Genomic DNA, 26,140 nt, shown 5'->3' on the forward strand with positions numbered 1-26,140 from the left:
GATGGATCAGGAATCATCAAAATTGAATCCGCGTACCGGCTGGGTGCGCGTGGGAATCGCTGCCGCACAGGCGATTTTGCTGTATTGCCTATATCGCGCCGGGACGCAGCAAGTCTGGCCGGCCACGATGCCTATGGTGTTTTTTTCTTTGCTGTTATGTGGGCTGAGTTTACCGGTGATAGCGATTTCTTCACTGGGGCAAATGGCAACGGGGAAATTGTTGCGCTGGCTGGGGTTTCTGGCGCTGGTGCTGACCGGGCTGACACTGCACGACTGGTTGCGGCGTAATGGTTTGAACAATGAATGGGATGTGTCGGATGAAGTGAATCCGGTTGCGTATCCATCGTCCTTGTTGTTCATGTTCAGCTTCCTGTGTCTGTATGTCGCTCAATCGCTGAAGCTGGCTTACGAACAAAAGCGGCAGGGTGCGAACCAGTACCCGCTGTATTTTGATATGTCATGGAAACTGCTGGTGCAACTGGTGTTTTCCGGCGTGTTTGTCGCTGCGCTGTTTGCTGTGCTGTATCTGGGTGCTGCTTTATTCAGCCTGCTGAAACTCGAATTTTTAAGCGAATTGCTCAAGCGCGAATGGTTCACGATACCGGTAATTGTGCTGGCATTTGGTTGTGCCTTACATCTGACCGATATGCGTCCGGCCATCGTGCGCGGTATCCGCAATTTGTTGCTGGTATTACTTTCCTGGTTGTTGCCGCTGGCGACGCTGGTGCTGGCAGGCTTTCTGCTGACGCTGGCAGTGCAGGGGACAGAATTGTTGTGGGACACCCGTCAGGCGACCAATTTATTGCTGGGTGCCTGTGTGGTGCTGGTGGTGCTGATCAATACCGCGTATCAGGATGGCGCCGCTTTTGCGGGAGTGCCAAAAATCCTGCGCTGGAGTGTGCGTCTGGCCTGTGTGTTATTGCCGGTGCTGGCTCTGCTCGCGCTGCGTGCGCTGCAATTGCGGATTACACAGTATGGCTGGAGCAGTGACCGTCTGATTGCCGTCGTATGTGCTTTGCTTGCGCTCGGTTACGGGCTGGCGTATACCCGCGCGGCGCTGGCTCAGGGTGGCTTGCTGGGGAAGATCGCAGGTGCAAATGTGGTGATGGCCTATGCGCATCTGACGGCAGTGCTCGCGCTATTTTCACCCGTGCTGGACCCGGCGCGGATTGCGGTGGCAGATCAGTTGTCCCGTCTGCGCGATGGTAAAGTCACGGCAGATAAATTTGATTACCGTTATCTGCGTTTTCAGGGCGGACGTTATGGGCGTGAAGCGTTGGAACAAATGAAGCAGGAAAAAGCCTTGCCGCAGTCTGCACAGATTCGTGAAAAAGCAGCCATCGTGCTTGCCTTGACGCGTCAGGAATACGGTAAAACAGAGGTTGAAATCATTCACCCTTTTGAAGTTTGGCCGCAGGGCGCGAGTTTGCCGGAAGGATTTTTGCGACAATCCGATAATAAGGAGAAGGGGTGGCTGAGCGACAGGGATGCCAAATGCCTCATCGCGAAAACCCGTGGCTGTGATGTGCTGATACAGGATGTGAATCGCGATGGTAAGCCGGAAGTGCTGGTGCTGGATCGTAATCGTAACTATGGTGGGAATGTGTATTTCGAAGTGCAGCCTGGTGTATGGCAAAGTGAGGGGCGCATCGATGTGCGCGCCGATGATTGCGAAAAACTGAACCAGGGTCTCAGAGCAGGGCATGCGAAGCCGGTACCTGCCTGGGATATGCTGGATGTAGACGGATTGCGCTTGCTACTCATACCGGATACGAAGCTGCGTCAGCGCTGCAAGTCTTAAGCGGCAAACCCGGTGTATGACGCTGAGCACGCGGCACATCCTTGCGATGTTGCCGCGTTTTTTATGTATTTGCTCATGCTCAACGGCTAGCCTGTTCCTGCCTTCAGATGAAAAAAATCCTGTTCAGCGCAGATAAATGCGATCTGCATTCAAAAAATTTCAAGTCTCACGCCCACTGTTTTTGCGGACATCCACGATGTCAGGCGGATAAACTGGCTGCTATATTCAGTTTTTATGAATTTACAGTCTGACATCGCCGTTTCGGGCCTGTCGCTGCAGATACCTCATTTCAGCTGTCCAGCGGACAGCGGCGCGTCAGGTATCTGAAATCGCTCTATCTACCCAGGAGATCCCATGCCTGCCAGCCAGCACGCCCGCCGTCACGCCATTTTGTTAATGATCATTGCTGCTACCTTGTGGAGTAGTGCCGGGGTCGCCAGTCGTCATTTGCAAACTGCAGCCGGATTTGAGATCGTGTTCTGGCGCAGCCTGTTCGCTGCCATCTTTGTCGCCGGGCTGATGCTGCATCAGTATGGGCGTGGCTTTCCCGGTCGCTTAAAGCTGATGGGAACGACCGGCATGGTATCTGGCCTGATGTGGGCCACCATGTATAGCTGTTTCATGATTGCGCTGACCCTGACCACGGTGGCGAATACCTCGGTAATGGAAAGTCTGGCGCCCTTATTCACCGCCTTGCTGTCCTGGCTGGTGCTGAAGGAGCGCATCCCGGCGGCCACCTGGATCGCGATTGCAATGGCGGCTTGTGGCATGGCCTGGATGTTTGCCGGTAATCTGACGTTGACCGACAGCCGTGGTGTACTCGGCATGCTGGTCGCGCTTGGCATACCGCTGGCCTCATCGGTGAATATGATTTTGCTCAAACGGCGCGCACATACTGTGGACCTGATACCGGCGGTGTTTTTGGGTGGCAGCTTTTCTGCGCTTGCGATGTTGCCCTTGTCGCTGCCGTTTCAGGCCAGTCTGCACGATGTGTTGATACTGGGCGCGCTGGGATTTTTTCAACTGGGTTTGCCTTGCAGCCTGATGGTCAAGGCCTCCGCCAGTCTGAAGGCGCATGAAGTCGCCTTACTGGCTTTGCTGGAAGTTTTACTGGCGCCCCTGTGGGCCTGGCTATGGGCCGGTGAAAACCCAAATTCGGCTACGCTGGCTGGAGGCACTATCGTTTTGTTGGCCTTGATCATCAATGAAATCTGGAATTGGCACCAGAAGCAGGGTGAATCGCAGTAAAATAATGGGTTAATTTATTTTTTCCTGTCGGCCTAAACTGCTGGCAGTTTTACCCGGAATTTTGCTATGTTGAAAGCGCCTGAACTCTTGTTGCCAGCCGGTTCGCTGGAAAAAATGCACGCTGCATTTGATTTTGGTGCAGATGCTGTTTATGCGGGCCAGCCTCGCTACAGCCTGCGTGCCCGTAATAATGAATTTTCCACGCTGGATGTGTTGCGTGAAGGGATTAGCGGCGCACATGCGCGCGGCAAGCTGTTTTTCGTTGCCAGTAATATTTTCCCGCATAACTCCAAACTGAAAACCTATCTGCGCGACATGGAGCCGGTGATAGAAATGAAGCCGGATGCGCTGATTATGGCTGACCCCGGTCTGATCATGATGGTGCGTGAAAAATGGCCGGAAGTGAATGTGCATTTATCGGTTCAGGCGAATGCGGTGAACTGGGCTGACGTCAAATTCTGGAAAAAAATGGGTCTGACCCGCGTGATTTTGTCGCGTGAATTGTCGCTCGATGAAATCGAGGAAATCCGCCAGGAATGCCCGGACATGGAGCTGGAAGTGTTTGTACACGGCGCGCTATGTATCGCGTATTCCGGCCGTTGCCTGTTATCTGGTTACTTCAACCATCGTGATCCTAACCAGGGGACCTGTACCAATTCCTGCCGCTGGGATTACAAGGTCGAAAACGCGACTGAAAATGAAACCGGTGATTTGCAGCGCATCCCGGTTGAAACCATCAAGTTCGATTTCAACAAGGCGCTGGAAGAAGCGAATCAATCTTTCTCCGCCATGGGCGATATGCCGCGTCATCCGCTGGCCGACCGTCCTTATTTGATCGAAGAAGGCGGTAAGCCTGGTCAGTTCATGCCTATCCTCGAAGATGAGCATGGCACTTACATCATGAACTCCAAGGATTTACGCGCGGTGGAGCACGTAGAGCGCCTCGCTAAAATCGGCGTCGATTCTTTGAAAGTCGAAGGTCGTACCAAGTCTCTGTATTACGTCGCCCGTACTGCACAAGTCTATCGCCGCGCGATTGATGATGCGGTTGCCGGACGTCCGTTTAATCCGCAATTACTGGGTGAACTGAACGGCCTCGCGAATCGCGGTTATACCGATGGCTTCTATCAGCGCCATCATACCCAGGACCACCAGAATTACATGGAAGGGGTATCCCAGGCCCATCGCAGCCAATACGTCGGTCAGGTCTTACAAATCAACGATGGCTGGGCTGAAATCGAAGTCAAAAACCGCTTCGCAGTTGGCGACCAGATTGAAATCATTTCCCCACAAGGCAATGAAATTGTGACTCTGACTGAAATGCGCAACACTGAAAACCAATCCCTGAACATTATCCCGGGTGCAGGTCATAAAGTGCGTATTCCGTTGGATGGGAAACACGAAAAAGCATTAATTGCAAAAATGTTGTAAATAAAATACTGAAAATATATTTTCTTGTGCTAGCATGATTTGGCTCAAACTTTTCTTCAGGAGTAATCATGACAAAAATAGCACAAGCCCTGTTGGTCTCCGCCATGTCGGTGGCGGTACTGACAGCATGCGGCGGAGGAGGCGGTTCGGATTCAGTAGCGCCTGCCCCGTTGCCTACCTTATCGGTTTCTATCTCTGCACCGGGACAAGTGGTGTTGTACACAGGACGCAATGTGAGCCTGTCAGCAACAGCGACTTCGTCAGCGAATCTGGCAGCTACTTATAGCTGGGATTTCGGTGATGGTACTACCGGCACTGGCGCGGCACCCGCGCATGTGTTTGCCAAGTCCGGCACATATACAGTCAAAGTAACAGCATCCGACACCAACGGTACCAAGGCGCAGGCCACAGCGACCGTCGTGATTGTTGATGCAGTACTCACGACACCAGTGATTACGCCAAGCAGCGCGAATACACAGACAGGCTTAGAGGTCACATTCACAGGTGCATCGAGTGATCCTAGCGGCGGTACACTGACTTATACCTGGGATTTCGGTGATGCCAGCACCGGCACAGGTGCCAGCGTTAAACATATCTATCAAAATTCCGGAACATTTATCGTTGGTCTGACCGTCAAAAACGATTTGGGCACAACGGTCAAATCTACCCTGTCCTACCAGGTGACGCCTTCAAGTGGCGCACCTACCTTGCCGGTTGTTACCTCCTCAATAGCGACTTCTACACCGGGCAAAGCAGTCAGCTTTACAGCTGCTGCAACTGATCCTGGTCAATTGGCACTGACCTATGCATGGGACTTCGGTGATGGCACGACAGGGACGGGTGCTTCCGTATCGCACGCATTTGCAACTGCCGGCATTTACAATGTGAAGGTTGTTGCGACCAATAGCAAAAATCTGAGTGCCACCAGCACTTCTGCTTACACCGTGATGCAGCCGGTCAGCAATGCGCTGGTCGCGGGATGCTCGGGCGCCGGTTGTTCCACTACCGGTACTTCCACTTATGCGGGATCTGGTGTTGGTGTCTGGCAGTATACAAATTCCGCATCGGCACCGGCCTTGTTTGATTTCACGATCAATGGCGTGAAAGCTGGCCAGGTAGCGACTATCGTTTTCACCAATCCTAGCGACAAATTGAGTTTGTCGCTGCCGGCAGCTGGCGCAATTACGGTTGCACCTGCCCTCGCGCAAGCTAAAAAAACCTTGAATGTGATGGCTTTGGAGGCACAAAGCAGCCAGGATGGCGCGCATTCCCTGATGCATTATAAAAATCAGGAATTGTTGAAATTGCAGCGTGCGAATCCTGTTGCACTGAGCTCGTCAGTGCGTGCAGTCAACGTACCGCCTGTGAAACCGGTTGCAGTCGGCGATACACGTACATGGGTAGATACCTATGACTCAGCCAAACCTGTGAGTTATAACCTGAAAGTCAGTCAGATTTGCAAACTGAAATCTGGCCGTAATGCCGTGTTCTGGGCTGATCCTACAGGCGGTGCAACTGACGCAGATATTCAGGCGCTGGCTAATACCTTCTGTCTGAACGGTGGCGCGGGGACTGGTGGCTTTGACGTGCTGACTGATACGATGGGCGATGCTTATGGCTCTAAGAGCTATACCAATACCATTACCGATGCCAATGGTCTGCTGGATATTAACGTAGTACTTCCTAACGTACCGGCATCCACAGGTTGGGGCGGCTATTTCTGGGGCGGTAATAACTTCCTGAAAACAGCATTTACATCGACTAAAAACAGCAATGAAGCATTGGTGTTCTTTGTGAATGGCCCCGGCGTAACCCAGAGTCTAAATTACTACAAATCGACACTGATGCATGAAGCCGTACATATGATCAATTTCTATCAGCGTGCCTTTGTACGTGATACCGATCATGACACCTGGCTGGAAGAAACGACTGCGATGATGGGTGAAGATATTCTGGCAAGAACAATCTTTACTGCTGGTTACAATAAAATGACCAGTGTCCGTATTCCGCAATACCTGAACACAGGTGGTGGCGTCAGCTATGTCAACTGGCCAGCATTGTCCGGCGATAACTATGCATTCGGCGGCGCTTTCGGTGCCTTCCTGAATCGCAAGTACGGTGCCAGCTTGTTTAAAAACCTGGTCACTTCTTGTAACGACGGTACAGGCGCCGGACAAGTAACGAGCTATTCTTGCCTCAATACCTTGATACTGAATGCCGGTGGACTGGGTATTGCTGATGAGATGACTAAGTTTGGTGCATCTATCTGGAGTAATTTGCCAGCGACAGGCCTGCCAGTTGGTTACGGTTTCCCACAGCGTAGCGTGGATGGTAACTTTGATGCGGTGGATGTACTGACTATGTCTAAGTCTGTGACCATTAAACCAAAAGCATTTGCGGCTATGGCACCGACCACGCATTACTTTACGCAAGAAACCATTGCAACAGGTAAAACGACATTTGCTAAAGCCAATATGGTCGTTCCACCTGGCGCAACGATGCATGTCGTTATTCGTGACTAACATCGCTTCGTAATTTGTTGAAGCTGCTTAGTCTGCTTAGGCTGCTTAGTTTGTATAAGCTGCTGAAACAGAAAAACCTCTGGTGTACAGCCAGAGGTTTTTTTTCGTCTTCAATGTGACCGGAAAGGAGTGTCGAACTATGTTGTACTTACTGCTCGCGTGCGCGGTTTGGAATCTGCTATGTTTAGGCATGATGGGCATGGATAAGTATTTGGCTGTGCGTGGCAAACGGCGGATTTCTGAATTGAGCTTGCTGCTGTCAGGCCTGTTTGCGGGTAGCGCAGGCATCTGGTTAGGTATGCTGGTATGGCGGCATAAATCCGCCAAACGCAGTTTTCAAATCAGCTTATTGATCGTAACGCTATTACAGCTATTGCTGCTCATCATACTGCGGCAGCGCGGCTTGATCTGATGTGGGCTGCTGCAGCCAATTTGCGCCGATAAAAATGCGGTCGTGTCTGTTTCAGGGGATAATCGCGGGTTGGCGCTGGAGCGCGCTGCTCGGCATCAGGTGAGCTTCAATAATCTGCAGTGTTTCGGAGGATGTATGAACTGGATGTTTCTGGGGCTGGCTATCGTCTGCGAGGTAATCGCAACTTCCGCATTAAAGGCATCCGATGGATTTACCCGCTTATGGCCTTCTGTGATTCTGGTGCTGGGTTACAGCGCCTCGTTTTACTGTCTTTCTATGACTTTGCGCACGATACCGGTGGGTATTGCTTATGCCATCTGGTCAGGCGTGGGTGTGGTATTGATTTCGCTGGTAGCCTGGATTTTGTACGGGCAAAAGCTGGATCTGGCTGCGATGTTGGGCATCGCCTTGATCGTGGCGGGTGTGGTGGTCTTGAATCTGTTTTCTAAGACAGCTGCGCATTAAATGCCAGGCTGTTTTTCGAGTTTATTTGTGAATGATTGAGTGTGTATGGAAGACTTGTCCGGTCTGAGTGAAGATGAATTGCCCCTGGTGTATGCGACTGCCTTATATGAGGTGCCGCTAAGTCAGAGTAAGGCGCTGGATTTGCTGCAAATGCGCAGACAATTCAATGTGATCGGCAATCCGTATGATGCCAAGCTGGTCAAGGACGTGTTGCAGGAGCTGGCCAGACGCATGATACTGCGTCAGGAAATCGGCCTCGGATATCAGCTGCGCGATGAGCATCGCATGCAGGTGCTGCTGCATATGCATCAGCAGGGCGTACTAAAATCCTGGATCAGCAGTATCCGCGATTTGCTCAAACAACTTGGTGAATACCAGTATTGGAAGTCCTACGACGGCAATTTCTATGCGCGGGAAATACAATTTTCGGTGTTGTCCGGTCGTACCGATGATGCGCTGATGTGGCGCGAAAAATTTTTCTCAGTGACCAGTAATCAGGCGCGTTTACCAGTGGAGAAGTTTTTCTCAAGCGAGCCAGGTGTGGCCCTGTTCAGCAGTCTGCGCAGCGTAGATCAGGGCATGTTGTTATGCGACCTGTTTCAGCATGCGAACTGGAGCCTGACTGAGTGTCAGTCCGCTTACGAATATACCTGTGATCAGCTCGACAGCCTGCGACCACAATGGCCGCAATTGCCCGCCATGCTGGCCTGGCAAGCGATATTGCGCGGCGATTTCGCGCAGTTTGAAGAATTGTATCCCACGCTGAATCCACAATATCAGGGCGAATTTCTGATCGTTCGTCACATCCTGAATAATCAAATTGTGAATGCGGTGGGCTTGGCGCAAACCTATGCAGAAATGCAGAAGGCACAAAGCGGTAAGCGTAAATTTTTCATACCGCATTTACTCGGCTTGTTCGTCACTGTCGCGCTGATGGCGAAAAATGATATCGCCAGTCTCAAGCTGGCCAAGAGCCAGATCGACGAAGGCATTAAAGCCCGCGATGCGAATGCGTATTACATACTGCAGCCCTTTATCAATCATCTGGCGCAGGGCGTGGTGTTGCCCGGCGTGCCGTTTGCAGTCCGGACGACCAATGACATTGACGCCTTGTTTGAAGCCTGTGCCGCCCACTGGCAAGATGCGCCGCCGCATCCGCGCCTGCATGGCAAACTGACAGAAATGCGTTTGCAAATGCAGCAGCGTGGTTACGTGTGGGTAGCAGCAGAAATTGATCGCTTGCTGGTCAAGCAGTTTCAGGATGCCGGCGGTTTTAGCGGCTGGCATGCCAAACATCAGATTTGCCCGCTGGTCGATATCCTGCAAAAAGAAGAATCCTGGAAGCGTGCGCTGAATGCGCTGACGCAGTTAAAACCCGGTGTAGAAAAAATCGCCCCCGTTAAAGAAGAGGGTGTACGGCTGGCCTGGTTGCTCGATATGCAGTTTCAGGAAATGCGGGCCGAACCGCGCGAACAAAAGCGTGGTGCAAAAAACAGCTGGAGCAAAGGACGCCCGGTGGCATTGCGTCGCTTAGCGCAGGATCAGGACAGCATGCCATATCTGACTGAGCAGGATAAGCAAATCGCCGCCTGCATACGGCGCGGAAGCGAAGGCTATTATGGCGCCAGTGAATTCGATCTGAATATGGAAAAAGCCTTGCCCAGCCTGGTTGGGCATAGCGCTGTGTATTGGATGGATGCGCCGGAAGTACGTATTGATGTGGTCAAGGCCGAAGTCGCTTTGCTGCTTAAAGAAAAAAACGGGCAAATCAGCTTACAGCTCGATCCCTATATTGCGCCGAATGAAGCCACTGTATGGCGCAGAGAAACGCCGACCCGTCTCGCTGTGTATGTGGCGACGCCTGAGATACGGCAAATCAGCGGCATCCTTGGTCGCGGCCTCAATGTGCCGCTGTCGGCCAAACAGCAATTGATCGATGTGGTGGCGGCGATTGCACCGCATTTAGCCATTCATTCCGATTTGCCCGAGCTGGCTTCGAATGTGCAGGCGCTGGAGCCGGACATGCGCTTATATGCGCATCTGCTGCCTTTGCATGAAGGCTTAAGAGTACAAATATTGGTGCAGCCGCTGCCGGATGGTGCCTGGCTCAGTCCGGGCGCAGGCGCGATGAATTTGTTGGGCGAAAAAGAAGGCGTGCCGGTACAGGTCAGTCGTCGCCTGGATGAAGAAAAGCGCCTGCTGCAGCGCTGTGTGCAAGCCTGTCCGGCACTGGGTGTCGCTGGCAGTGAACACAATGAATGGCAATTGCAGGAGCCCGAGCAATGCCTGGAACTGCTGACTGAATTGAAGCAGCTCGAAAGCGAAGGCGTAGAGCTGGTGTGGCCGGAAGGTGAGCGCTTCAGATTAAAAGGCAGCCGCTCCATGGACAATCTGCGCCTGACCATTAAGCGTCAGGGTGAATGGTTTGTCGCAGGTGGTGATGTGGTACTCGATGATGGTCGCGTACTGGCCTTGCGTGAGTTATTGCAGATGGCTGAATCCGGTAAGGGCCGCTTCTTAAAAATCGGTGATCAGGATTATCTGGCACTGACATCCAGCTTCCGCCAGCGCCTGGAAGAAATGCGTGCTCTGGGTGAACTGAATGCCAAAGGTGAGTTGCGCTTTAACCGTCTGACTGCGCCTGCCTTGGCGGAATTGGCAGAGCAGGCTGGTCAGCTGGAGGCCGATCTGGCCTGGCGCGAGCAGGTGCAGAAACTCGATGCGCTGGCAGAATTCCAGCCAGTCTTGCCCACTACTTTACAAGCGGAGCTGCGCGACTATCAGCTGGCTGGTTTCAATTGGCTGGCCCGGCTCGCGCAATGGGGTGTGGGTGCCTGTCTGGCAGATGACATGGGCCTGGGCAAAACCATGCAAACGCTGGCCTTATTGCTGCACAGGGCGAAAGGCGGTCCTGCGCTGGTGGTAGCACCAATTTCTGTTGCGATGAACTGGCAGGCTGAGGCTGTGCGTTTTGCGCCTACACTGCGGGTACGCCCTTATCATGCGGTGCGCTCTTTGGATGAGCTGGGTGCGTTTGATCTGGTGATCGTCAGCTATGGCGTGCTGCAATCCGATGCCAAATTATTCGCCGCTCAGCATTGGCATACCGTGGTGCTGGATGAGGCGCAAGTGATTAAAAACGCGGCGACGAAGCGCAGCCAGGCAGCGATGGCTTTGCAGGCAGATTTCCGCATGATCGCCAGCGGCACGCCAGTCGAGAATCATTTGGGTGAATTATGGAATTTATTCCGCTTCATTAATCCGGGTTTGCTGGGTTCCAAAGATAGCTTTGCCGAGCGCTTCAGCACACCGATAGAACGCGGGAGTCAGGGGGGCAAGGACGCCAGACAGCTGCTGAAAAAACTGATACAGCCCTTCATTTTACGTCGTACCAAAACCCAGGTATTGACCGAGCTGCCACCGCGCACTGAGATTTCGCTGCAAGTTGAGCTCAGCGATGAAGAGCGTCACGTGTATGAAGCGCTGCGCCAGGAAGCCTTGGAAAAAATTGCCAGCAGCGGTGCTGAAGAAGCGTCTTCATTAAAGGTGTTAGCGGAGATTACCAAGTTACGCCGCTTCTGCTGCCATCCACAACTGGTGCTGAAAAATTCGGATATGGCGGGCAGTAAGCTCGCAGTGTTTGACAGTACCTTGCAAGAGATACTGGACAACCGGCATAAGGTGCTGGTGTTCAGCCAGTTCGTAGATCATCTGGCGCTGGTACGCGAGCTGTTAGAAAAACAGGATATCGCTTACCAATATCTGGACGGTAGCACGCCGCCAGCCGAGCGTAAAAAACGGGTGGATGCATTCCAGTCGGGCGAGGGCGATGTATTCCTGATCAGCCTGAAAGCCGGTGGCACAGGCTTGAACCTGACCGCTGCCGATTACGTGATTCACCTCGACCCATGGTGGAATCCGGCAGTTGAAGATCAGGCTTCCGACCGCGCCCATCGCATGGGCCAGCAACGGCCAGTCACGATATACCGCTTAGTCACGCAAGACACGATAGAAGAAAAAATCATCGCCTTGCATGCACAGAAGCGCGATCTGGCCGATAGCCTGTTGGAAGGTGGTGACGCCACCGCAAGGCTGGATACGGAATCTTTGTTACGCTTGTTGAAGGAAAGTGTCTGATTCGTTTGGATGGCTGGCAGTGTTTGTGCACATACTCCGCATCACTGTCAGCTGTTGAATAATTAAAGCCACTCATCAATTCAGCCATCAAAATCATCATTTGAAAAGTTGAAATGCTTCGTTGGCACTGAGCATACAGTTCCATATACTTTATTCCATCAGCAGTGATTCAAGCTCACGTAGTCTTAACTCATGGATGGAGTAAATGATGAATTTCAAAATCAAAAAAATCTCATATTTGTTCAGCGTCGCCGTCGCTGCACTTTCTTTTTCTCAGCTGGCGCTGGCCGATAAACTGGACGATATTAAAAAAGCCGGTGTACTGCGTGCTGCGGTATTTGATAGTAATCCACCGTTTGGTTCGGTCGATGCAAAATCACATAAAGTGGTGGGCTATGATATTGATTTTGCTGAAGCACTGGCAAAAAAAATCGGCGTCAAACTGGAGTTGGTTCCTACCAATCCTGCTAATCGCATCCCGCTGCTGCAATCCGGTAAAGCCGATCTGATCGTCGCCGATATCACGATCACGCCAGAGCGTGCCAAGGTCATCGATTTCAGTTATCCTTACTTTGTCACAGGTCAGCAATTTCTGGTGGCATCCAATGCCGCGAATAAGCTCGATGCATTTGCTGACGCCCGCATCGGCGCAGTAAAAGGCACGACCGGCGAACAGGAATTGCATGTGCGCTTCCCTAAGGCGCAAGTGGTGGCCTATGATGATGTGCCGCTGGCGCTCACTGCTTTGCGTAATGGCAGTGTCAAAGCAATTACCCAGGATAGCTCTATTTTGATCGGTTTGCTGGCAAACGCAGCGGATAAGAAAAACTTCAAAATTCTGCCGGAATACCTGAGCACTGAGCACATCGGTGTCGGTGCACCGAAAGGCGAAACTGCATTGCTGAATGTGGTGAATAGCACCTTGCTGGAGCTCGAAAAAAGCGGTGAAGCCGCCAAAATTCATGAGCGCTGGTTCGGTAAAAGCTCGGCTGCACCTGAGCCAAGAAACTTCAAAATTTCCGCGCCTAAGTAAGTATTTCAGTTTTGTTTAAAGATATCAATGCGCCAGACTGAACACGCTGTGCCTGCGATAGAATTTCGCCATGTCTCTAAGAGCTATGGCGATTTTTCTGTTCTTCAGGACCTGAATTTGCAGATCGCTGCCGGTGAGGTGGTCGTGATCTGTGGTCCCTCAGGATCAGGTAAATCAACCCTGATCCGTACCATCAACCGTCTGGAAAATTACGAGTACGGTGATATTCTGATCGCCGGTCAAACCACGCGCACACTGCGTCAACGCCAGCTGCAGGTTCTACGCGCGGGCATAGGCTTTGTGTTTCAACAATTCAATCTATATGCTCATCTGAGTGCGCGTGACAATATCACGCTGGCCTTGCGCCAGGTGTTGGGCGTGAATCGGGATGATGCACGTCAGCGTGCCGATGCCTTGCTTGCGAAAGTGGGTTTGCCCGATAAGGCAGATCATTTTCCGGCACAGCTATCCGGTGGCCAGCAGCAAAGGGTGGCGATTGCACGCACGCTGGCGATGCAACCATCTATCCTCTTGTTTGATGAGCCGACTTCGGCACTGGACCCAGAGATGATCGCCGAAGTATTAGCAGTGATGCGTCAGCTTACCCATACCGGTATTACGATGCTGGTCGTGACGCACGAAATGGGCTTTGCGCGAGAGTTGGCAGATCGTATCGTGTTTATGGATCAGGGGCAGATACTGGAGGTTGCGACACCTGAACAGTTTTTTACTCAGCCTGCGCATCCGCGCGCGCAACGATTCTTGCAGCAGATTTTACCTGCGCAATCAGGTCAGTCATGAGCGGCTTTCATTTAGACTGGAATGGCGTGCTGAGTGGTCCGCCCGCCTCATGGTTGCTGGCGGGTTTATTGAATACAGGTTTGATTACCGTGCTTGGCAGCATCGCCGCCAGTGTGCTTGCGTTGGCATTGATTTTGTTACGTACCAGTGAGTTAAGGGCTTTGCGCAATCTTGCGCAGGGCATCGTTTTGGTGTTCCGGAATACGCCTTTGCTGGTGCAGATTTTCTTTTGGTATTTCGCTGTCTATCCTGCCTTGCCTGAGGCGGTACGCGACTGGATTGTCAGTGATCATTGGTTTTCACCGCTGGCAAACGGCTTTCGTTGTTTGTCTCCCGAGTTCTTTTGTGCATGGCTGGGATTGAGCTGGTTTACCGCAGCATTTTTAGCTGAGGAATTGCGCGCCGGATTGCAGGCTGTGCCACCCGGTCAGGCTGAGGCTGCGCGCAGTCAGGGTTTTAGTCGCTGGAAAACATTGCGCTATATTTTGCTGCCACAAGCGATGCGCAATGCGTGGCAGCCCATGATAGGTCAATACCTGAATTTGATGAAGCTGTCTTCGCTCGCGTCAGGCATAGGCTTCGCAGAAATCATCTACAGCACACGCCAGATCGAAAGCTTTAATGCACACGCGATTGAAGCCTATGCCATTGCGACTTTGCTCTACCTGATACTGGGGCTGCTGATGGGGCAGTTATTGCTGCGCTTTGGTCCGGCCAGACATTCAGGTTTTTCTACTTGATTGATTTGCTTGTTGCACAGTCTTTGCAAAGTCTTCGCGCGCTGCAGGAGTTTTTTTCATGAATTTTGATTTTGATGTGATCGCCAATAACTGGCAATACCTGTTAATTGGCCGTACCGCAGACGGTGAAGTCGGCGGCTTGCTGCTGACTCTGCTGATGTCTTTGTCGGCCGGGCTAATCGCATTAGTAGCTGGTATTGCGACTGCTGCTGTTGCCTGGTATTTTCAGGGTTGGAGCCGCCGTGTTTTGTTTTCTGTAGCAGAACTGATACGTAGCATACCGCTGATACTGGTCATCTTTTGGCTATACTTTTTACTGCCACGCTGGCTGGGCCGCGATATCTCAGGCGTGAGCACGGTGGTGCTTGCAATTGCATGGTTCAGCGCTGCATCTGTGATGCACGCGACCCTGGCTGGGCTGGAAGCTTTGTCTAGTGGCCAAACCGAAGCCGGAATTGCCAGTGGCATGAGTCGTTGGCAGGTGTTGCGCCATATTTTGCTGCCACAAGCGATGCCCAATCTGCTGCCATCTTACACTGGCTTATTCGTAGCCTTGATCAAGGACACGTCTCTGGCGCTGGTGGTGAATGTACCCGAGCTGACCACAGTCGCCAATCAGGTTAACAACCGCACCCAAATTTACCCCGCCGAGATATTCCTGTTCATCGGTGCGATTTACTTCATCCTTTGCACCGCACTCAGTGAGTTGCCGCGACTCGTACTGAAAACTAAGCCTCTGTGACTTGGCATCGCTAATTTAAGTTTCTTCTGATGCTAAGCAGCTTGCGCGCATTTGGAAGTAGCAGTTCTCTGCTCCAGATTTGCAGCGAAAATTGAGCTAAGCATGTTCACAGCTCAGTAAGCCTCTGATTGTTTATTTTGCATGGGCAGTATTGACAGCTTATTCAGGGACAAGAGTTAGTATGTCTGGGATGGAAGCCAGGTTTGCCACGGATTTCTATCAGCCAGCAGCTTAAGGGTACAATGTCGGTTTGCTCAACGTTTTGCCGTGCTTGCCGTGACTAAATCTGCTTTACCTGCCCGCCGCGTTTCTGTGGCCCCCATGCTCGAATGGTCTGACCGTCATTGCCGTCAGTTTCATCGCCACATCACCCGTCATACCTGGTTGTACACCGAAATGGTGACGACTGGTTCATTGTTGCATGGAGATGTGCAGCGGCATTTAGAATTCAATCCGGATGAGCATCCGGTGGCATTGCAGCTCGGTGGCAGCGAACCGGCGGATCTGGCGCAATGTGCGAAGCTGGGGCAGGAGTGGGGCTATGATGAGATCAATCTGAATTGTGGTTGTCCGTCTGAGCGCGTGCAAAAAGGCGCGTTTGGTGCCTGTCTGATGGCGGAGCCGCAATTGGTGGCGGATTGCGTGAAAGCCATGCGCGATGCGGTCTCTATCGATGTGACGGTCAAACATCGTATCGGTATTAATGATGTGGATTCGTATGAATTCATGCGCGACTTTGTTGGCACTGTAGCCGATGCGGGTTGCAGCACTTTTATCGTTCATGCGCGCACCGCGATTTTGAAGGGTTTGTCGCCACGTGAAAACCGCGAAATCCCACCGCTCAAGTATGAGTATGCCTACCGCCTGAAGCAGGAATTTCCTGAACTCGAAATTATCCTGAATGGCGGCATCAAGACTGCCGATGAAATGGAGCTGCATCTGCAGCACGTGGATGGTGTGATGATAGGACGTGAGGCCTATCACAATCCATATTTCATGGCCGATTTTGATGCGCGCTTTTACGGTGATCACGCACGTGTGAATACGCGTGAAGAAATTCTGGAATTGATGATTCCGTATATACACCGGCAGCTGGAACTGTATGGGAATAATGGCAAAGGTTTGCGCTTAAACAGTGTGATACGCCATATGTTAGGTTTAATGATGGGTCTGGTGGGCGCGCGTGCTTTCCGTCAGACTTTATCGGATAGCAAACTGCTGGCAGCAGGCAAGCCAGAAATTTTACTGGATGCGCTGGCGCGGATGAAAACCGTTAGTGCATTTGATCGTAGTGCAGACAAGCCGGATGCTCCGGTTTAACTGCTTTTCAGGAGAACTCAGATGAAAAAAAGTGTAATCGCTCTGTTGCTGGCATCCGCCAGTCTGATGGCGCAGGCAGAGGTCAGCGTTAAAGATGCATGGGTACGCGCGACTGTTCCTCAGCAAAAAGCGACCGGTGCCTTCATGACTCTGACTAGTAACCAGGACGTGCGTCTGGTTGCCGCAGAATCTTCGATTTCAGGCGTCACAGAAGTCCATGAAATGAAGATGGAAAAAGACGTCATGAAAATGCGCGCAGTTGACGCGCTGGAGCTGAATCAGGGTAAGGCAGTTGAGCTGAAACCGGGCGGCTATCACATCATGCTGATGGAGTTGAAAACGCAGGCTAAGGCTGGCGAAACCGTCACGCTGAAACTGACTTTTGAAGGCAAGGACAAAAAGCGCGAAGTGCTGGAAGTGAAAGCGCCCGTCAAACAAATCACGGCGACTGAACACAAAATGTAATTCGTTACGTGCCTGGTGCGAAATGTGTCATTCCACCTGCTCAGGTAAAAAAGTGTAAGAGCAGCGGTGCGAAATTCTGATCAAAGTTATATTGTCCGGAGTTTCACTGCACGCTCCTCATCTCACGAAATGTGAGTTATGCCTACGCAAAGAAATTTGCGTAGGCTTTTTTATCGCTTAGTTTTTGGTGGTCTATTATGAAGCGCATCTCTTTTCTCAAACGTCATGATCTGGCTGTCGAGCTGGCACTCGCGTTTTCCACGCCGGCACAGCAAGAACAGCAAGAGCAGCGCACGCCGCAAGCACAGCAAAGTGCATCGCCATCAGCCAAAGCTTGCCGCTTGCAACTGATGCAGCAGGATTTGCAACTCACGTCTGCACAGCAAGCGCTGTGGGCACGTATGGCAGAGCGCGCCGCCTTCCTGATGCGTCAGCGTGCCGCACGCGCCAGTCGTCGTCAACTCAAGAAAGCCGGTTCGCAACTGAGTCTGCCTGCACTGTTGGCGCAACTGGATGCGGAAGAGCAGATACAAGCCACTGAAAACATAGAAATGCGCGACCTGGCATTGCAGCTGTATGCGGCACTGGATATGGGCCAGAAAGAGCGTATGCGCGAACTGCTGCTACAGGATCACCGTTTGCCAGTACCTGCCAGTGCCAATGCGGGCAACAACGCAAACGCAGGCAGCACTGGCTTTGCCTGGCTGTGGGCGCAACTGCTGCCCAGGCTGGCGAGCGCCGCCTGAAGCGGTATCGGTCAGCGTATAGGTCAGTGATTCAAACAGCGAACCAGTCAATATTCGCAAAAAAATAATTTCCGCAGCGCGGGGGATTGCTAAAAATCGATACACCCCGTATAATGCGCAGCTTACTTGCTGCAGTATTTGCAAATAATGCAGTAGCAATGGTGGTCGTAGCTCAGTTGGTAGAGTCCAGGATTGTGATTCCTGTCGTCGTGGGTTCGAGTCCCATCGACCACCCCAAAGAATTCGTTATAGATCAAAGGCTTACGTGATTTTCATGTGAGCCTTTTTTCTTTGGATTTTCTAAGATTTAGAAACTTTCTAAAATCTTGCTATTCGTCTTTTTTCGGACCGACGAGCAAAGTTTTATTGGTCATTAGTCGCGCTGATTGCATAGATACCATTCATTTCGCCACGTTTCGCCCTTATTGCCACATAATTGGGGGGGGCATGTCTTTCGGTGCAAATTGCTCCCACTCCCACGTTCTGCCTTTTCTCAATACGCGCCCCGTAGAGGTCCATTTGTCAATTCTTAGTATTTGGTTTTGATCTCAGCTATCTGTATTTTTGCAAGCCTTAAGATGTTGCATAAAAGTATTTGTAACGAATATAATCTAAATGGTATTTTTATAATTTTATGTTTTCCTCACAACATTTCTTGTGAGTTGTAAATAATTGAAAAGCTGAGGATTTATGGATGTGAAATACGAAAGTGAAAGTTCAATTCAAAACACCTTCAAAAGTATTGCTGAAAGATTTCCATTTGCTGTTGGTAAGAAATTGTTGTCAGATCTTTTCATTCCAACAAAACTTGGCTGGAGCAACACATTAATCAATTTAAGAAATTTTGATGAGTCAAAAGCAGTAAAACATGCAGGTAAAATATTGCTAAATAGTTTTATTAATCATACTTTGGCTGGAGATAAGTTAGTTAAGCTGTATGGCTTTGAAAAAATGCCACATTTAGCCGAGTTTAAAAAGGCTATTAATGAAAGGGCGCTTGAGATAGATGTGCCACAAAATGCATTTAAGGATAAGCTTCCCTGGGCTGTATGCGATTCGGAAGTTCTGAAGTTAAACGAACAAAAGGCTCCACAGTTATGTGAGATTAAACGTGTTGGATCGGCGGTTTATTTTATTTTCTGTTCCGTAAGATCATTCCACGAAAGAGTCGAGCTTGAAAAAAGTTTGTTTGAAGAAGCTGAGAGAGAGAAACTAGAGGATTTTTCGGAGATCATTGGGATCAGGCCTGTTCGGCGACAAGCTTTTGATGCAGTTGTTATTCATCTTGATCGCGACCTGGTAGAACTAAGAGTCGACTCCCCGCTTGGACTGCCGGTTGATCAAAGAAAGCATGCAGCTGATAATCTTCGGTTTATTTTTGATGCACTTTCTATTGAAAATTTTGGTTACGGTCCATTTGGAACTGCACCGAAAAACTTCGTCAAAATAATTACTAATTTATATAATGAAAAAAGCGAAGGTAAGGTTTTTGAATTAGGTTTTACTGCAAATGCAAAGGAGTCTTCGTCAAATAACGGCGCAAAGCTGTTAAGGAAAAAAGGCCAGGATCTGCGAAGCGATAAATTTCATACTGGCGGTAAAGGTGCCGTGGATAGCATTGATCCTTATACGATTGGTGTCGAATGGGAGCATGTGAATTTCAATGGTCGGCCTAAATTAATCGTGCCTGGGAGTGTGAGAATGTTGTATGCATCACCGATCATTTTCCCCGAGGTTTTGATCAGGGATTGTTATTCGGAAGATGAGTTCAAATTTGTCTTGAGTAAAATCGATAAATATATTGCGTAAATGACCCCAATTGATAAATTTAAAACAGACTGGCAGAAAGATGCATTAACGGCATCTTTCTGTGAGGCTATTTTTTGTCATTTGTGTGAACCGAAGAACCGATTGGAGCATTTTAGTTTTGCTAGGCTGAAAGCCATTGCAAATTCCGATAATGAAGAAAAGTTAGCGACGGCACTTCAGTACCTAAGCTCACCTAGATGCTTTGTTTTGAAGCAAATATTTTTGTTTTTTGACAATGATGATGTTACCGAATTTTCCTCTTCAGAAATGGTGGAAATTTTCCGTAATGGTGCATTTGTACACCCTTCACAAGGGGTCGTCGTTCGTGATCTCAATCAGATTTTGGTGGCTTTTGAGGTAGGTGATTTTTTTAGTCAGTCAGGGTTGAACGCAAATGACTGAATTTATGGGAGCAGCCAAGTTTGCTGCATTAATTGGAGGCAATGATCTTGCATCACGCTACCAAGAAAGATTAAACATATACATCTCTCAAGATTATGAAGAGTTTATACGAATTCTATATGATGATTTGGATGGATTAATTAATCAATTTCAAGCTAATCCACAGTATCGATATGAAAAAAGCGAAGATCAAATAACTGCCGAATTTGTGTGCAACCTTTGCACGGCTGGCTATGATGCGAATCATGACCAGTCGTCAGGCGGGCATGTCGACCTGATAGTAAAAATTGGTCGACTAACATGGATAGGCGAAGCAAAGAAAGACCAAAAGTTTGATGAAGGATTTAGACAGCTTTGCACACGATATCGACCAGCTGGAGGTAATTTTGACCACGTTCATGCAGGTATGCTCTTATACTGTTGTTCTGGGTCGAATATATTGAAGCAAAAAGAAAATTGGGAAAATAAACTAAAGACGTTGGCGCCTGAATTTGAAGAAATTACCACAAAGCCATGCCCTAAAAATATGAATATGTTTTACTCCAAACATATTCATGACGTGACTGGAAGGCAGTTTTTAGTTCGTCATATGCCTGTCGCCTTACAATTTAGACCAACAGATGCTTCCGCTCGAAAATCTAAAGTAAAGAAAGCAACCTCAAAAACGACGAAGACAAGTAGAAAAAAGCCGGTAGTTTAGAAAATTGCGTCGTATTAGCAGAGCTTGTACTGTAAGTCAGAGTGATATGTCAGCACGATGTGTGCTGATATTCCGTACCCCCCATTTGCAATCTGCACTTTTTCTTTTTTAAGATTGCTTACGTAACTCTTTTGCATTAAGGCAAGCTGACTAGTGGATGCTTTGATGACACTCGTTTGCGTTGCTGAAGTCTTAAAGATGCTGAATATTTCTGAGCTTTTCTTGACCACTTTTCCAATAGCTCCCAAGCAAAAAAACACTCTCCACTCAGCTTATGAAGCGTAGGGAACTTTACCTGCCACCCACCTTCCAACCAAACTGAACGCAGGCTTGCCGTATTCAGAGGGGGGCTTCGCCGTGAGTCTCGTGGCGAAGGTGCAGCCCTTGGCTTAATGTTCATCGTCTCGCAACAGGTACGTGTAATTGCGATTGCTGATGCAGGGCGATGAATACAATGAAAGGAAGATATATGAAATTAGTGAAAGTTGTGTTCTCACTGGGCTTGCTGTTTGCCGCGCTGACTGCGGGTGCGCATGAGCGGGCGATTAAGCTGACGCATCTCAAAGGGCCGATTTATGTGGTTGAGGATAAGGCCTATGTGCAGGAGAACTCGATGGTGTATATCGGCGAGAAGTCCATCACGGTTATTGGTGCAACCTGGACGCCTGAAACTGCGAAAGAATTGTATGCTGAGATAAAAAAAGTCAGTGATAAACCGGTGCGCGAAGTGATCAATGCGAATTACCATACCGACCGCGCAGGCGGGAACATTTACTGGAAAAGCATAGGTGCAAAGATCGTCTCTACCCAGCAAACCTATGATCTTGAAAAGAAAGACTGGGACGGTATCGTGTATTTCACACGCGCTGGTTTTTCTGCTTATCCGCAACTGGCTTTAAGCCTGCCTGATCAGGTGTATGCCGGAGATTTCGATTTGCAAGACGGTAAAGTGAAGTCCTTTTATCTGGGTCCGGCACATACGGAAGATGGGATATTTGTGTATTTCCCGGATGAGAAAGTCTTGTACGGTAACTGCATTTTGAAAGAAAAATTGGGCAATCTGAGTTTCGCCAATTTGCAGGAATATCCTAAGACGCTCATGAAGTTAAAGGAAAAAATTCTATCGGGTCAAATCAAGGTGGACACCATCATTGCGGGCCATGATACGCCGGTGCATGGTGTCAGCCTGATCGATCATTATTTGGGCTTGCTGGCGGCGAATCAGAATAAGCCTAAGTGAAATTTTTTAGATAAATAGCCTTCGTAGAAACGATGTAATGCAGAGGTCTGCTTACATCGTTTTTTATTTAGCCGCCAGTATTGGTGCTTGCTGTGACATTTCAGGCGGCTGAAGCTGTAGCATGTGACATACTGTGCCCAGCCGTTCTACAATATGGCTGGCTGATGTGCGCTGTATGAATGGTCAAAGCGGCGCTTGCTGAAACTCTTAGTGGACTTGCACCGGACATGAAATTAACTGCCTATACCGATTACACTCTACGCACCCTGATTTATCTGGCGCTGCATCGGGACCGGCTGGTGACGATACAAGAGATCGCGGAGCTGCACACGATTTCCAAAAGCCATTTGACTAAGGTGGTGCATCAACTGGGCATGTCGAATATGGTAGAGACGGTGCGTGGCCGTCATGGTGGTTTGAAGCTGAATCTGGAGCCGCGTGAAATTGGTATCGGCGCGGTGGTGCGCAGCACCGAGACGGATTTTGATATGGCCGAATGTTTTGATGCTGAAAACAATAGCTGCGCGTACGCCAAGGGCTGCAATCTGAAAGGCGTGCTGGCAGCCGCTACAGCGGCCTATCTGCAGGTGCTGGATCAGGTGACTTTGGAGGACCTGATCACTAAACCATCTGAACTGCACGTCATCAATCTGTATCCGCCTAACAGTCACAGGAGCTGATCGCGGGTGACTGCCCCAGGATCACGATATTCTGCGCTTTTTCCACCACATCACATAGCCTGAGAACATCAGTAACAGCAGGCCCAGCCCACACAGGGAAATCAAGATCCTGCCCGCGGTGCCGCCGATTTCTCCGCTATGCAGCGGATAAAACCAGCTGACCCAGCGCTCGCTACCCTGCATTTTTAAAGGGTCAATCATTTGCCGTATCGCGCCGCTATAAGGGTCCAGACTGATGCGGGTTGCGCCATCTTCTTTTCTGAGTTCGCCGGCTTGGTGCAGGCGGATTTCCAGCGGTTTTCCAGCCGAGGCTGGCAGACTGATGCGGCTGATACGCGCATCGGGAAAGGCTTGCTGCGCGATTGCGAGCAATGCGGTGAGTGGCAAAGCCTGAGTCGTTGTAGCGGCTGGCGCTGCATCGGGTAATTTTCTTACCTGTGCCGGAAACACCGGACTCAGCCAGCCCGGTTGATTGAAGTAAATACCGGTCAAGCCCAGCATCATCAGCAACAGCGCCAGCAGCGCACCTGCGCTGCGGTGCAGGCTGTACAGCAAGGCGGGCAGCGATCCACGCCAATGTACCGTGATGGATTTTTTCCAGGCCTGACGGCTGGCGGCAGGCAGCCATAACAGCAGACCTTGCAGGCAGCTCAGCAGCAATACCAGCCCGGTCACTGCCATCAGAGTTTTACCGATGTCACCCATTAAAAAATAGCGATGTACATGGAATAGCGTAGGGATGATCAGTGCGCGGGAAAAGCCGATGTCACCCCATACCCTTTCCCCCAAAATCTGGCGTCGTAGCGGGTCTATCATCACTTGACGTGAGCGTGCTAACTGCCATCCAGTATTGGCTGGGGCTGGCAGTTTGTACCAGGCGATCACCGCGCGTTCAGGGTTTTCCGGGAAGCTCAGCATGGATGGGCGCTGATAGCCGGGCTGGCTATTGAGCCAGTCTATCAGCGCGGCTTGCTGCGCATGCTCACAGTGCTTACTGTTGCAACTGGCTGGCGCGGCGGCGACATGAAATAAATCAGGATTGAGGCTGGCATCGAGTTCATGGCGCCAGCTCAGTATGCTGCCGGTGAGGGCGGACGCAAATAAAAACAAGCCGAAGCATAATGCGCACAGGAGATGAAACTGTCGCAGAAAGCGGCGTAGTAAACCTTTAATCATGGCTGGCTGGGATAGGCTGGTATTAGCTGGTATCGGGGGTTTTTTGGTGCGAAAGAAAACAATTTGCCGCCGGGCCAGTTTGCCAGCCCGGCGGCTTGATTAATGTATCTTAGCGTCTTAGCGTTTAAGCGTAGCGACGAAACGACTGCGCCTGCACTCAGAAACGGTAGCGCACGCTGGCTGTCAGCGTACGCGGTTCGCCCGGCATGTTGTAGTCATTCGCACCGCTATGCGCCGCGACAAAGTACTGACGGTTCAGCACATTTTTCAGGGTCAGATAAATATCCATTTTTGCGGATTGATAACCGGCGCCGAGTTGCAACACGCCGTAACCCGGTAAGGTCAGTAAATTATCCGGTGCGGCAAAACGCGCAGATTCCGCACGGCCACCAATCGCAAGGTAGTAGTGCTGATTCAGCTGATGCTTGAGCCACAGATTAAACGTGTGGGTCGGAGTCAGGGATGCGGTATTGCCCTGAAATGGCGTTTTGGCAGAAGTCAGTTCTGTTGATTGATCGATGCGACCTTTCATCCAGGCATAGGCCGTCATCACTTGCCAGTCGCGGTTCAGCGCGCCGCTGAAGCTGAGCTCCAGGCCCTGTGTGCTCTGGCGTCCTACCGGGAGTGAGAAATTCGGATTGGCCGGGTCGGCCACCTGGATATTGGTTTGCGACATATCGAATACACTCAGGGTCAGGCTGGCGCTGGCATTCAGGTCATATTTCGCACCGATTTCCTTGTTCACGGTTTGTGTCGGTTTGAGCTGATCGCTGTTCGCCCTGAAGGTAAAGGTATCGGCGATAGGCTGGAAAGAACGGTTCCAGGATGCATACAGGGCCAGCGTTTCTGAGGGCTGGTAGACCAGACCGATGCGCGGCGACAGCGTGTTGTCGGTACGTTGTAAATCCTGATTTTTCGGCGTCAGGTCATCGCGCTCCTGCTGCAGCCTGTCATAGCGTACACCGGTCAGCAGCTTCCAGTTGCGGTCTATGCTGATCAGGTCTTGCAGATACAGTGCTGCGATACGCAAACGGGTCTGGGTATTGGTGCTGACTGGCGTATTGTCAGGCAGAGGGCTGAGTGTCGCCAGGACTGGATTGAATAAATTGTAGGTCGCAACGTTATTGCGGGTACGCAGGTATTCGCCTTTAGTCTGATAACCAAGCTCCAGGCCATACAGTATCTGGTGGCGCAGATTACCGGTCGTGAGTTTCTGACTCAGTTCATTTTGCCAGTAGCTGCCATCCTCATCACGAAAACGCTGGGACTGGGAAATCGTCACGGTTGGCACCGCGCCATCCTTGATACTGGTGTTGGTGGTGTAGTTACGGTTCAGTGCGAAATCATAAGTGCGCAACACGCTGTGCAGTTTGAGTTCAGGGCTGAAGCTGTGGTCCAGCGTGATGGTCGCGCTTTTCACATCCGATTGTATGTACGCACGCTGCTTGCCATTTTGGGCGCCATAATAAGTCGCGATATCGGCTGCGACCGGACGTCCGCGATAACCGGGCAAGCCCTGATCGGCCAGCCGTTTATCATGCAGATAATCGGCCTGCACCAGGACCCGCGTGTCGGGTGTCAGCTGAAACTGGGCAGAAGGAGCGAGTGCCTGCCGTTCCAGAAAATACTGATTCCGGAAATTAGTCGTATCTTCAAAAGCCCCGGTCAGGCGGAACGCGGCCACGCCGGAATCGGTATTCGCATTCAGATCCAGCTCTGCGCGGCGCTGTCCGCCTGAACTCAGGTTGAAGGCGATTTCTCTGAACTGCTGCGGTAAGGGTTTTTTGGTGACGCGGTTAATCAGGCCACCGGCAGAGCCGCGACCATACAGCACGGAGGCCGGGCCTTTGAGTACTTCGACACGCTCTATATTCGACAGGTCGCGGAAATACATCGCATCATCACGCACTCCATCGACGAACTGATCGGTAATCGCGCTGAAGCCGCGCAGACTGACCTGATCGCGCTGGCCATCACCCACAGAAAAACTCAGGCCCGGTACATTTTGCAAAGCATCCTGCAGCGAAGTCGCATTCTGCTCACGCAGCAGCGGCAGGCTGACGATGTTGATGGTTTGCGGGATATCGCGCAACGCCGCCGGAATTTTAGTCGCTGTTTTGGACTGCGTTACTTCATAGCTTTGAGTGTTGTCGCGTTGACTGTTGACGCGGATGTCTTCCAGTTTTTGATCGGCGTATGCAGACTGGGTACAGAATAAGCTGGCGATGAGCAGGCTCAGGGGATGCTGACGAAAAATCTTCATGGTGTAA

At 50.7% G+C, this 26,140-nt stretch carries 21 protein-coding genes and 1 tRNA gene; 20 read left to right on the forward strand and 2 right to left on the reverse strand.

Going from position 1 to position 26,140, the window contains the following annotated elements:
* Position 1 precedes the first annotated feature (1 nt).
* From H8K43_RS07365 to H8K43_RS07460, 20 genes are all read left to right on the forward strand, one after another.
* The gene (locus H8K43_RS07365) at positions 2–1,801 is read left to right on the forward strand and encodes a DUF4153 domain-containing protein (protein WP_186903224.1); all 1,800 of its coding nucleotides are present in this window, start codon (positions 2–4) and stop codon (positions 1,799–1,801) included.
* Positions 1,802–2,155: 354 nt separating this feature from the next.
* On the forward strand, positions 2,156–3,049 hold the full coding sequence (locus H8K43_RS07370; protein WP_222610979.1) for a DMT family transporter: 894 nt from the start codon (positions 2,156–2,158) through the stop codon (positions 3,047–3,049).
* A gap of 66 nt (positions 3,050–3,115) precedes the next feature.
* Positions 3,116–4,480: a prephenate-dependent tRNA uridine(34) hydroxylase TrhP gene (gene trhP, locus H8K43_RS07375; protein ID WP_186903225.1), complete on the forward strand. Its 1,365-nt coding sequence runs from the start codon at positions 3,116–3,118 to the stop codon at positions 4,478–4,480.
* A gap of 68 nt (positions 4,481–4,548) precedes the next feature.
* Positions 4,549–7,002, forward strand: coding sequence for a PKD domain-containing protein (locus H8K43_RS07380; RefSeq protein ID WP_186903226.1), 2,454 nt, complete (start codon positions 4,549–4,551; stop codon positions 7,000–7,002).
* Between the two features lie 139 nt (positions 7,003–7,141).
* The gene (locus H8K43_RS07385; protein ID WP_186903227.1) at positions 7,142–7,414 is read left to right on the forward strand and encodes a DUF1294 domain-containing protein; all 273 of its coding nucleotides are present in this window, start codon (positions 7,142–7,144) and stop codon (positions 7,412–7,414) included.
* A 135-nt stretch (positions 7,415–7,549) separates the two neighbouring features.
* Entirely contained in the window at positions 7,550–7,879 is a 330-nt protein-coding gene (locus tag H8K43_RS07390; RefSeq protein ID WP_186903228.1) for a DMT family transporter, read from the forward strand.
* A 45-nt stretch (positions 7,880–7,924) separates the two neighbouring features.
* On the forward strand, positions 7,925–12,016 hold the full coding sequence (locus H8K43_RS07395) for a DEAD/DEAH box helicase (RefSeq protein WP_186903229.1): 4,092 nt from the start codon (positions 7,925–7,927) through the stop codon (positions 12,014–12,016).
* 205 nt (positions 12,017–12,221) lie between these two features.
* Positions 12,222–13,049, forward strand: a complete 828-nt coding sequence (locus H8K43_RS07400) for an ABC transporter substrate-binding protein (protein WP_186903230.1) — start codon at positions 12,222–12,224, stop codon at positions 13,047–13,049.
* Positions 13,050–13,076: 27 nt separating this feature from the next.
* Positions 13,077–13,850 (forward strand): amino acid ABC transporter ATP-binding protein, encoded by a 774-nt coding sequence (locus H8K43_RS07405; RefSeq protein WP_186903231.1) that lies wholly within the window; start codon positions 13,077–13,079, stop codon positions 13,848–13,850.
* A complete protein-coding gene (locus H8K43_RS07410) occupies positions 13,847–14,590 on the forward strand; it encodes an amino acid ABC transporter permease (protein WP_186903232.1) in 744 nt (247 codons plus the stop codon). Before H8K43_RS07405 ends, H8K43_RS07410 begins: the two co-directional genes overlap by 4 nt.
* A 58-nt stretch (positions 14,591–14,648) precedes the next feature.
* Positions 14,649–15,332, forward strand: coding sequence for an amino acid ABC transporter permease (locus tag H8K43_RS07415; protein ID WP_186903233.1), 684 nt, complete (start codon positions 14,649–14,651; stop codon positions 15,330–15,332).
* A 321-nt stretch (positions 15,333–15,653) separates the two neighbouring features.
* Complete coding sequence (gene dusA / locus H8K43_RS07420) at positions 15,654–16,652, forward strand: tRNA dihydrouridine(20/20a) synthase DusA (RefSeq protein WP_186903234.1); 999 nt, start codon at positions 15,654–15,656, stop codon at positions 16,650–16,652.
* 21 nt (positions 16,653–16,673) lie between these two features.
* Positions 16,674–17,117 carry a copper chaperone PCu(A)C gene (locus H8K43_RS07425; protein ID WP_186903235.1) on the forward strand — a complete coding sequence of 148 codons (444 nt, stop codon included), beginning with the start codon at positions 16,674–16,676 and terminating at the stop codon, positions 17,115–17,117.
* Positions 17,118–17,314: 197 nt separating this feature from the next.
* Positions 17,315–17,863 carry a hypothetical protein gene (locus tag H8K43_RS07430; protein ID WP_186903236.1) on the forward strand — a complete coding sequence of 183 codons (549 nt, stop codon included), beginning with the start codon at positions 17,315–17,317 and terminating at the stop codon, positions 17,861–17,863.
* A 161-nt stretch (positions 17,864–18,024) separates the two neighbouring features.
* Positions 18,025–18,100: transfer RNA gene (locus H8K43_RS07435), tRNA-His, on the forward strand.
* Positions 18,101–18,553: 453 nt separating this feature from the next.
* A complete protein-coding gene (locus tag H8K43_RS07440; protein ID WP_186903237.1) occupies positions 18,554–19,672 on the forward strand; it encodes a hypothetical protein in 1,119 nt (372 codons plus the stop codon).
* Positions 19,673–20,074, forward strand: a complete 402-nt coding sequence (locus H8K43_RS07445) for a hypothetical protein (RefSeq protein WP_186903238.1) — start codon at positions 19,673–19,675, stop codon at positions 20,072–20,074. It abuts the gene before it with no gap.
* On the forward strand, positions 20,067–20,774 hold the full coding sequence (locus tag H8K43_RS07450) for a hypothetical protein (protein WP_186903239.1): 708 nt from the start codon (positions 20,067–20,069) through the stop codon (positions 20,772–20,774). Before H8K43_RS07445 ends, H8K43_RS07450 begins: the two co-directional genes overlap by 8 nt.
* Before the next feature lie 469 nt (positions 20,775–21,243).
* A complete protein-coding gene (bla, locus tag H8K43_RS07455; RefSeq protein ID WP_186903240.1) occupies positions 21,244–22,014 on the forward strand; it encodes a subclass B2 metallo-beta-lactamase in 771 nt (256 codons plus the stop codon).
* A 227-nt stretch (positions 22,015–22,241) separates the two neighbouring features.
* Positions 22,242–22,694 (forward strand): RrF2 family transcriptional regulator, encoded by a 453-nt coding sequence (locus tag H8K43_RS07460; protein ID WP_186903241.1) that lies wholly within the window; start codon positions 22,242–22,244, stop codon positions 22,692–22,694.
* A 21-nt stretch (positions 22,695–22,715) separates the two neighbouring features.
* Here the strand turns inward: H8K43_RS07460 and H8K43_RS07465 are convergent, their stop codons facing one another.
* Together H8K43_RS07465 and H8K43_RS07470 are read right to left on the reverse strand one after the other, a co-directional pair.
* Positions 22,716–23,870: a PepSY-associated TM helix domain-containing protein gene (locus tag H8K43_RS07465; RefSeq protein ID WP_268970619.1), complete on the reverse strand. Its 1,155-nt coding sequence runs from the start codon at positions 23,868–23,870 to the stop codon at positions 22,716–22,718.
* A 157-nt stretch (positions 23,871–24,027) separates the two neighbouring features.
* A complete protein-coding gene (locus H8K43_RS07470; protein WP_186903243.1) occupies positions 24,028–26,133 on the reverse strand; it encodes a TonB-dependent receptor in 2,106 nt (701 codons plus the stop codon).
* Positions 26,134–26,140 lie beyond the last annotated feature (7 nt).

This window comes from Cognatundibacterium curvum (assembly GCF_014284235.1).
Lineage (GTDB): Bacteria > Pseudomonadota > Gammaproteobacteria > Burkholderiales > Burkholderiaceae_D > Undibacterium > Undibacterium curvum.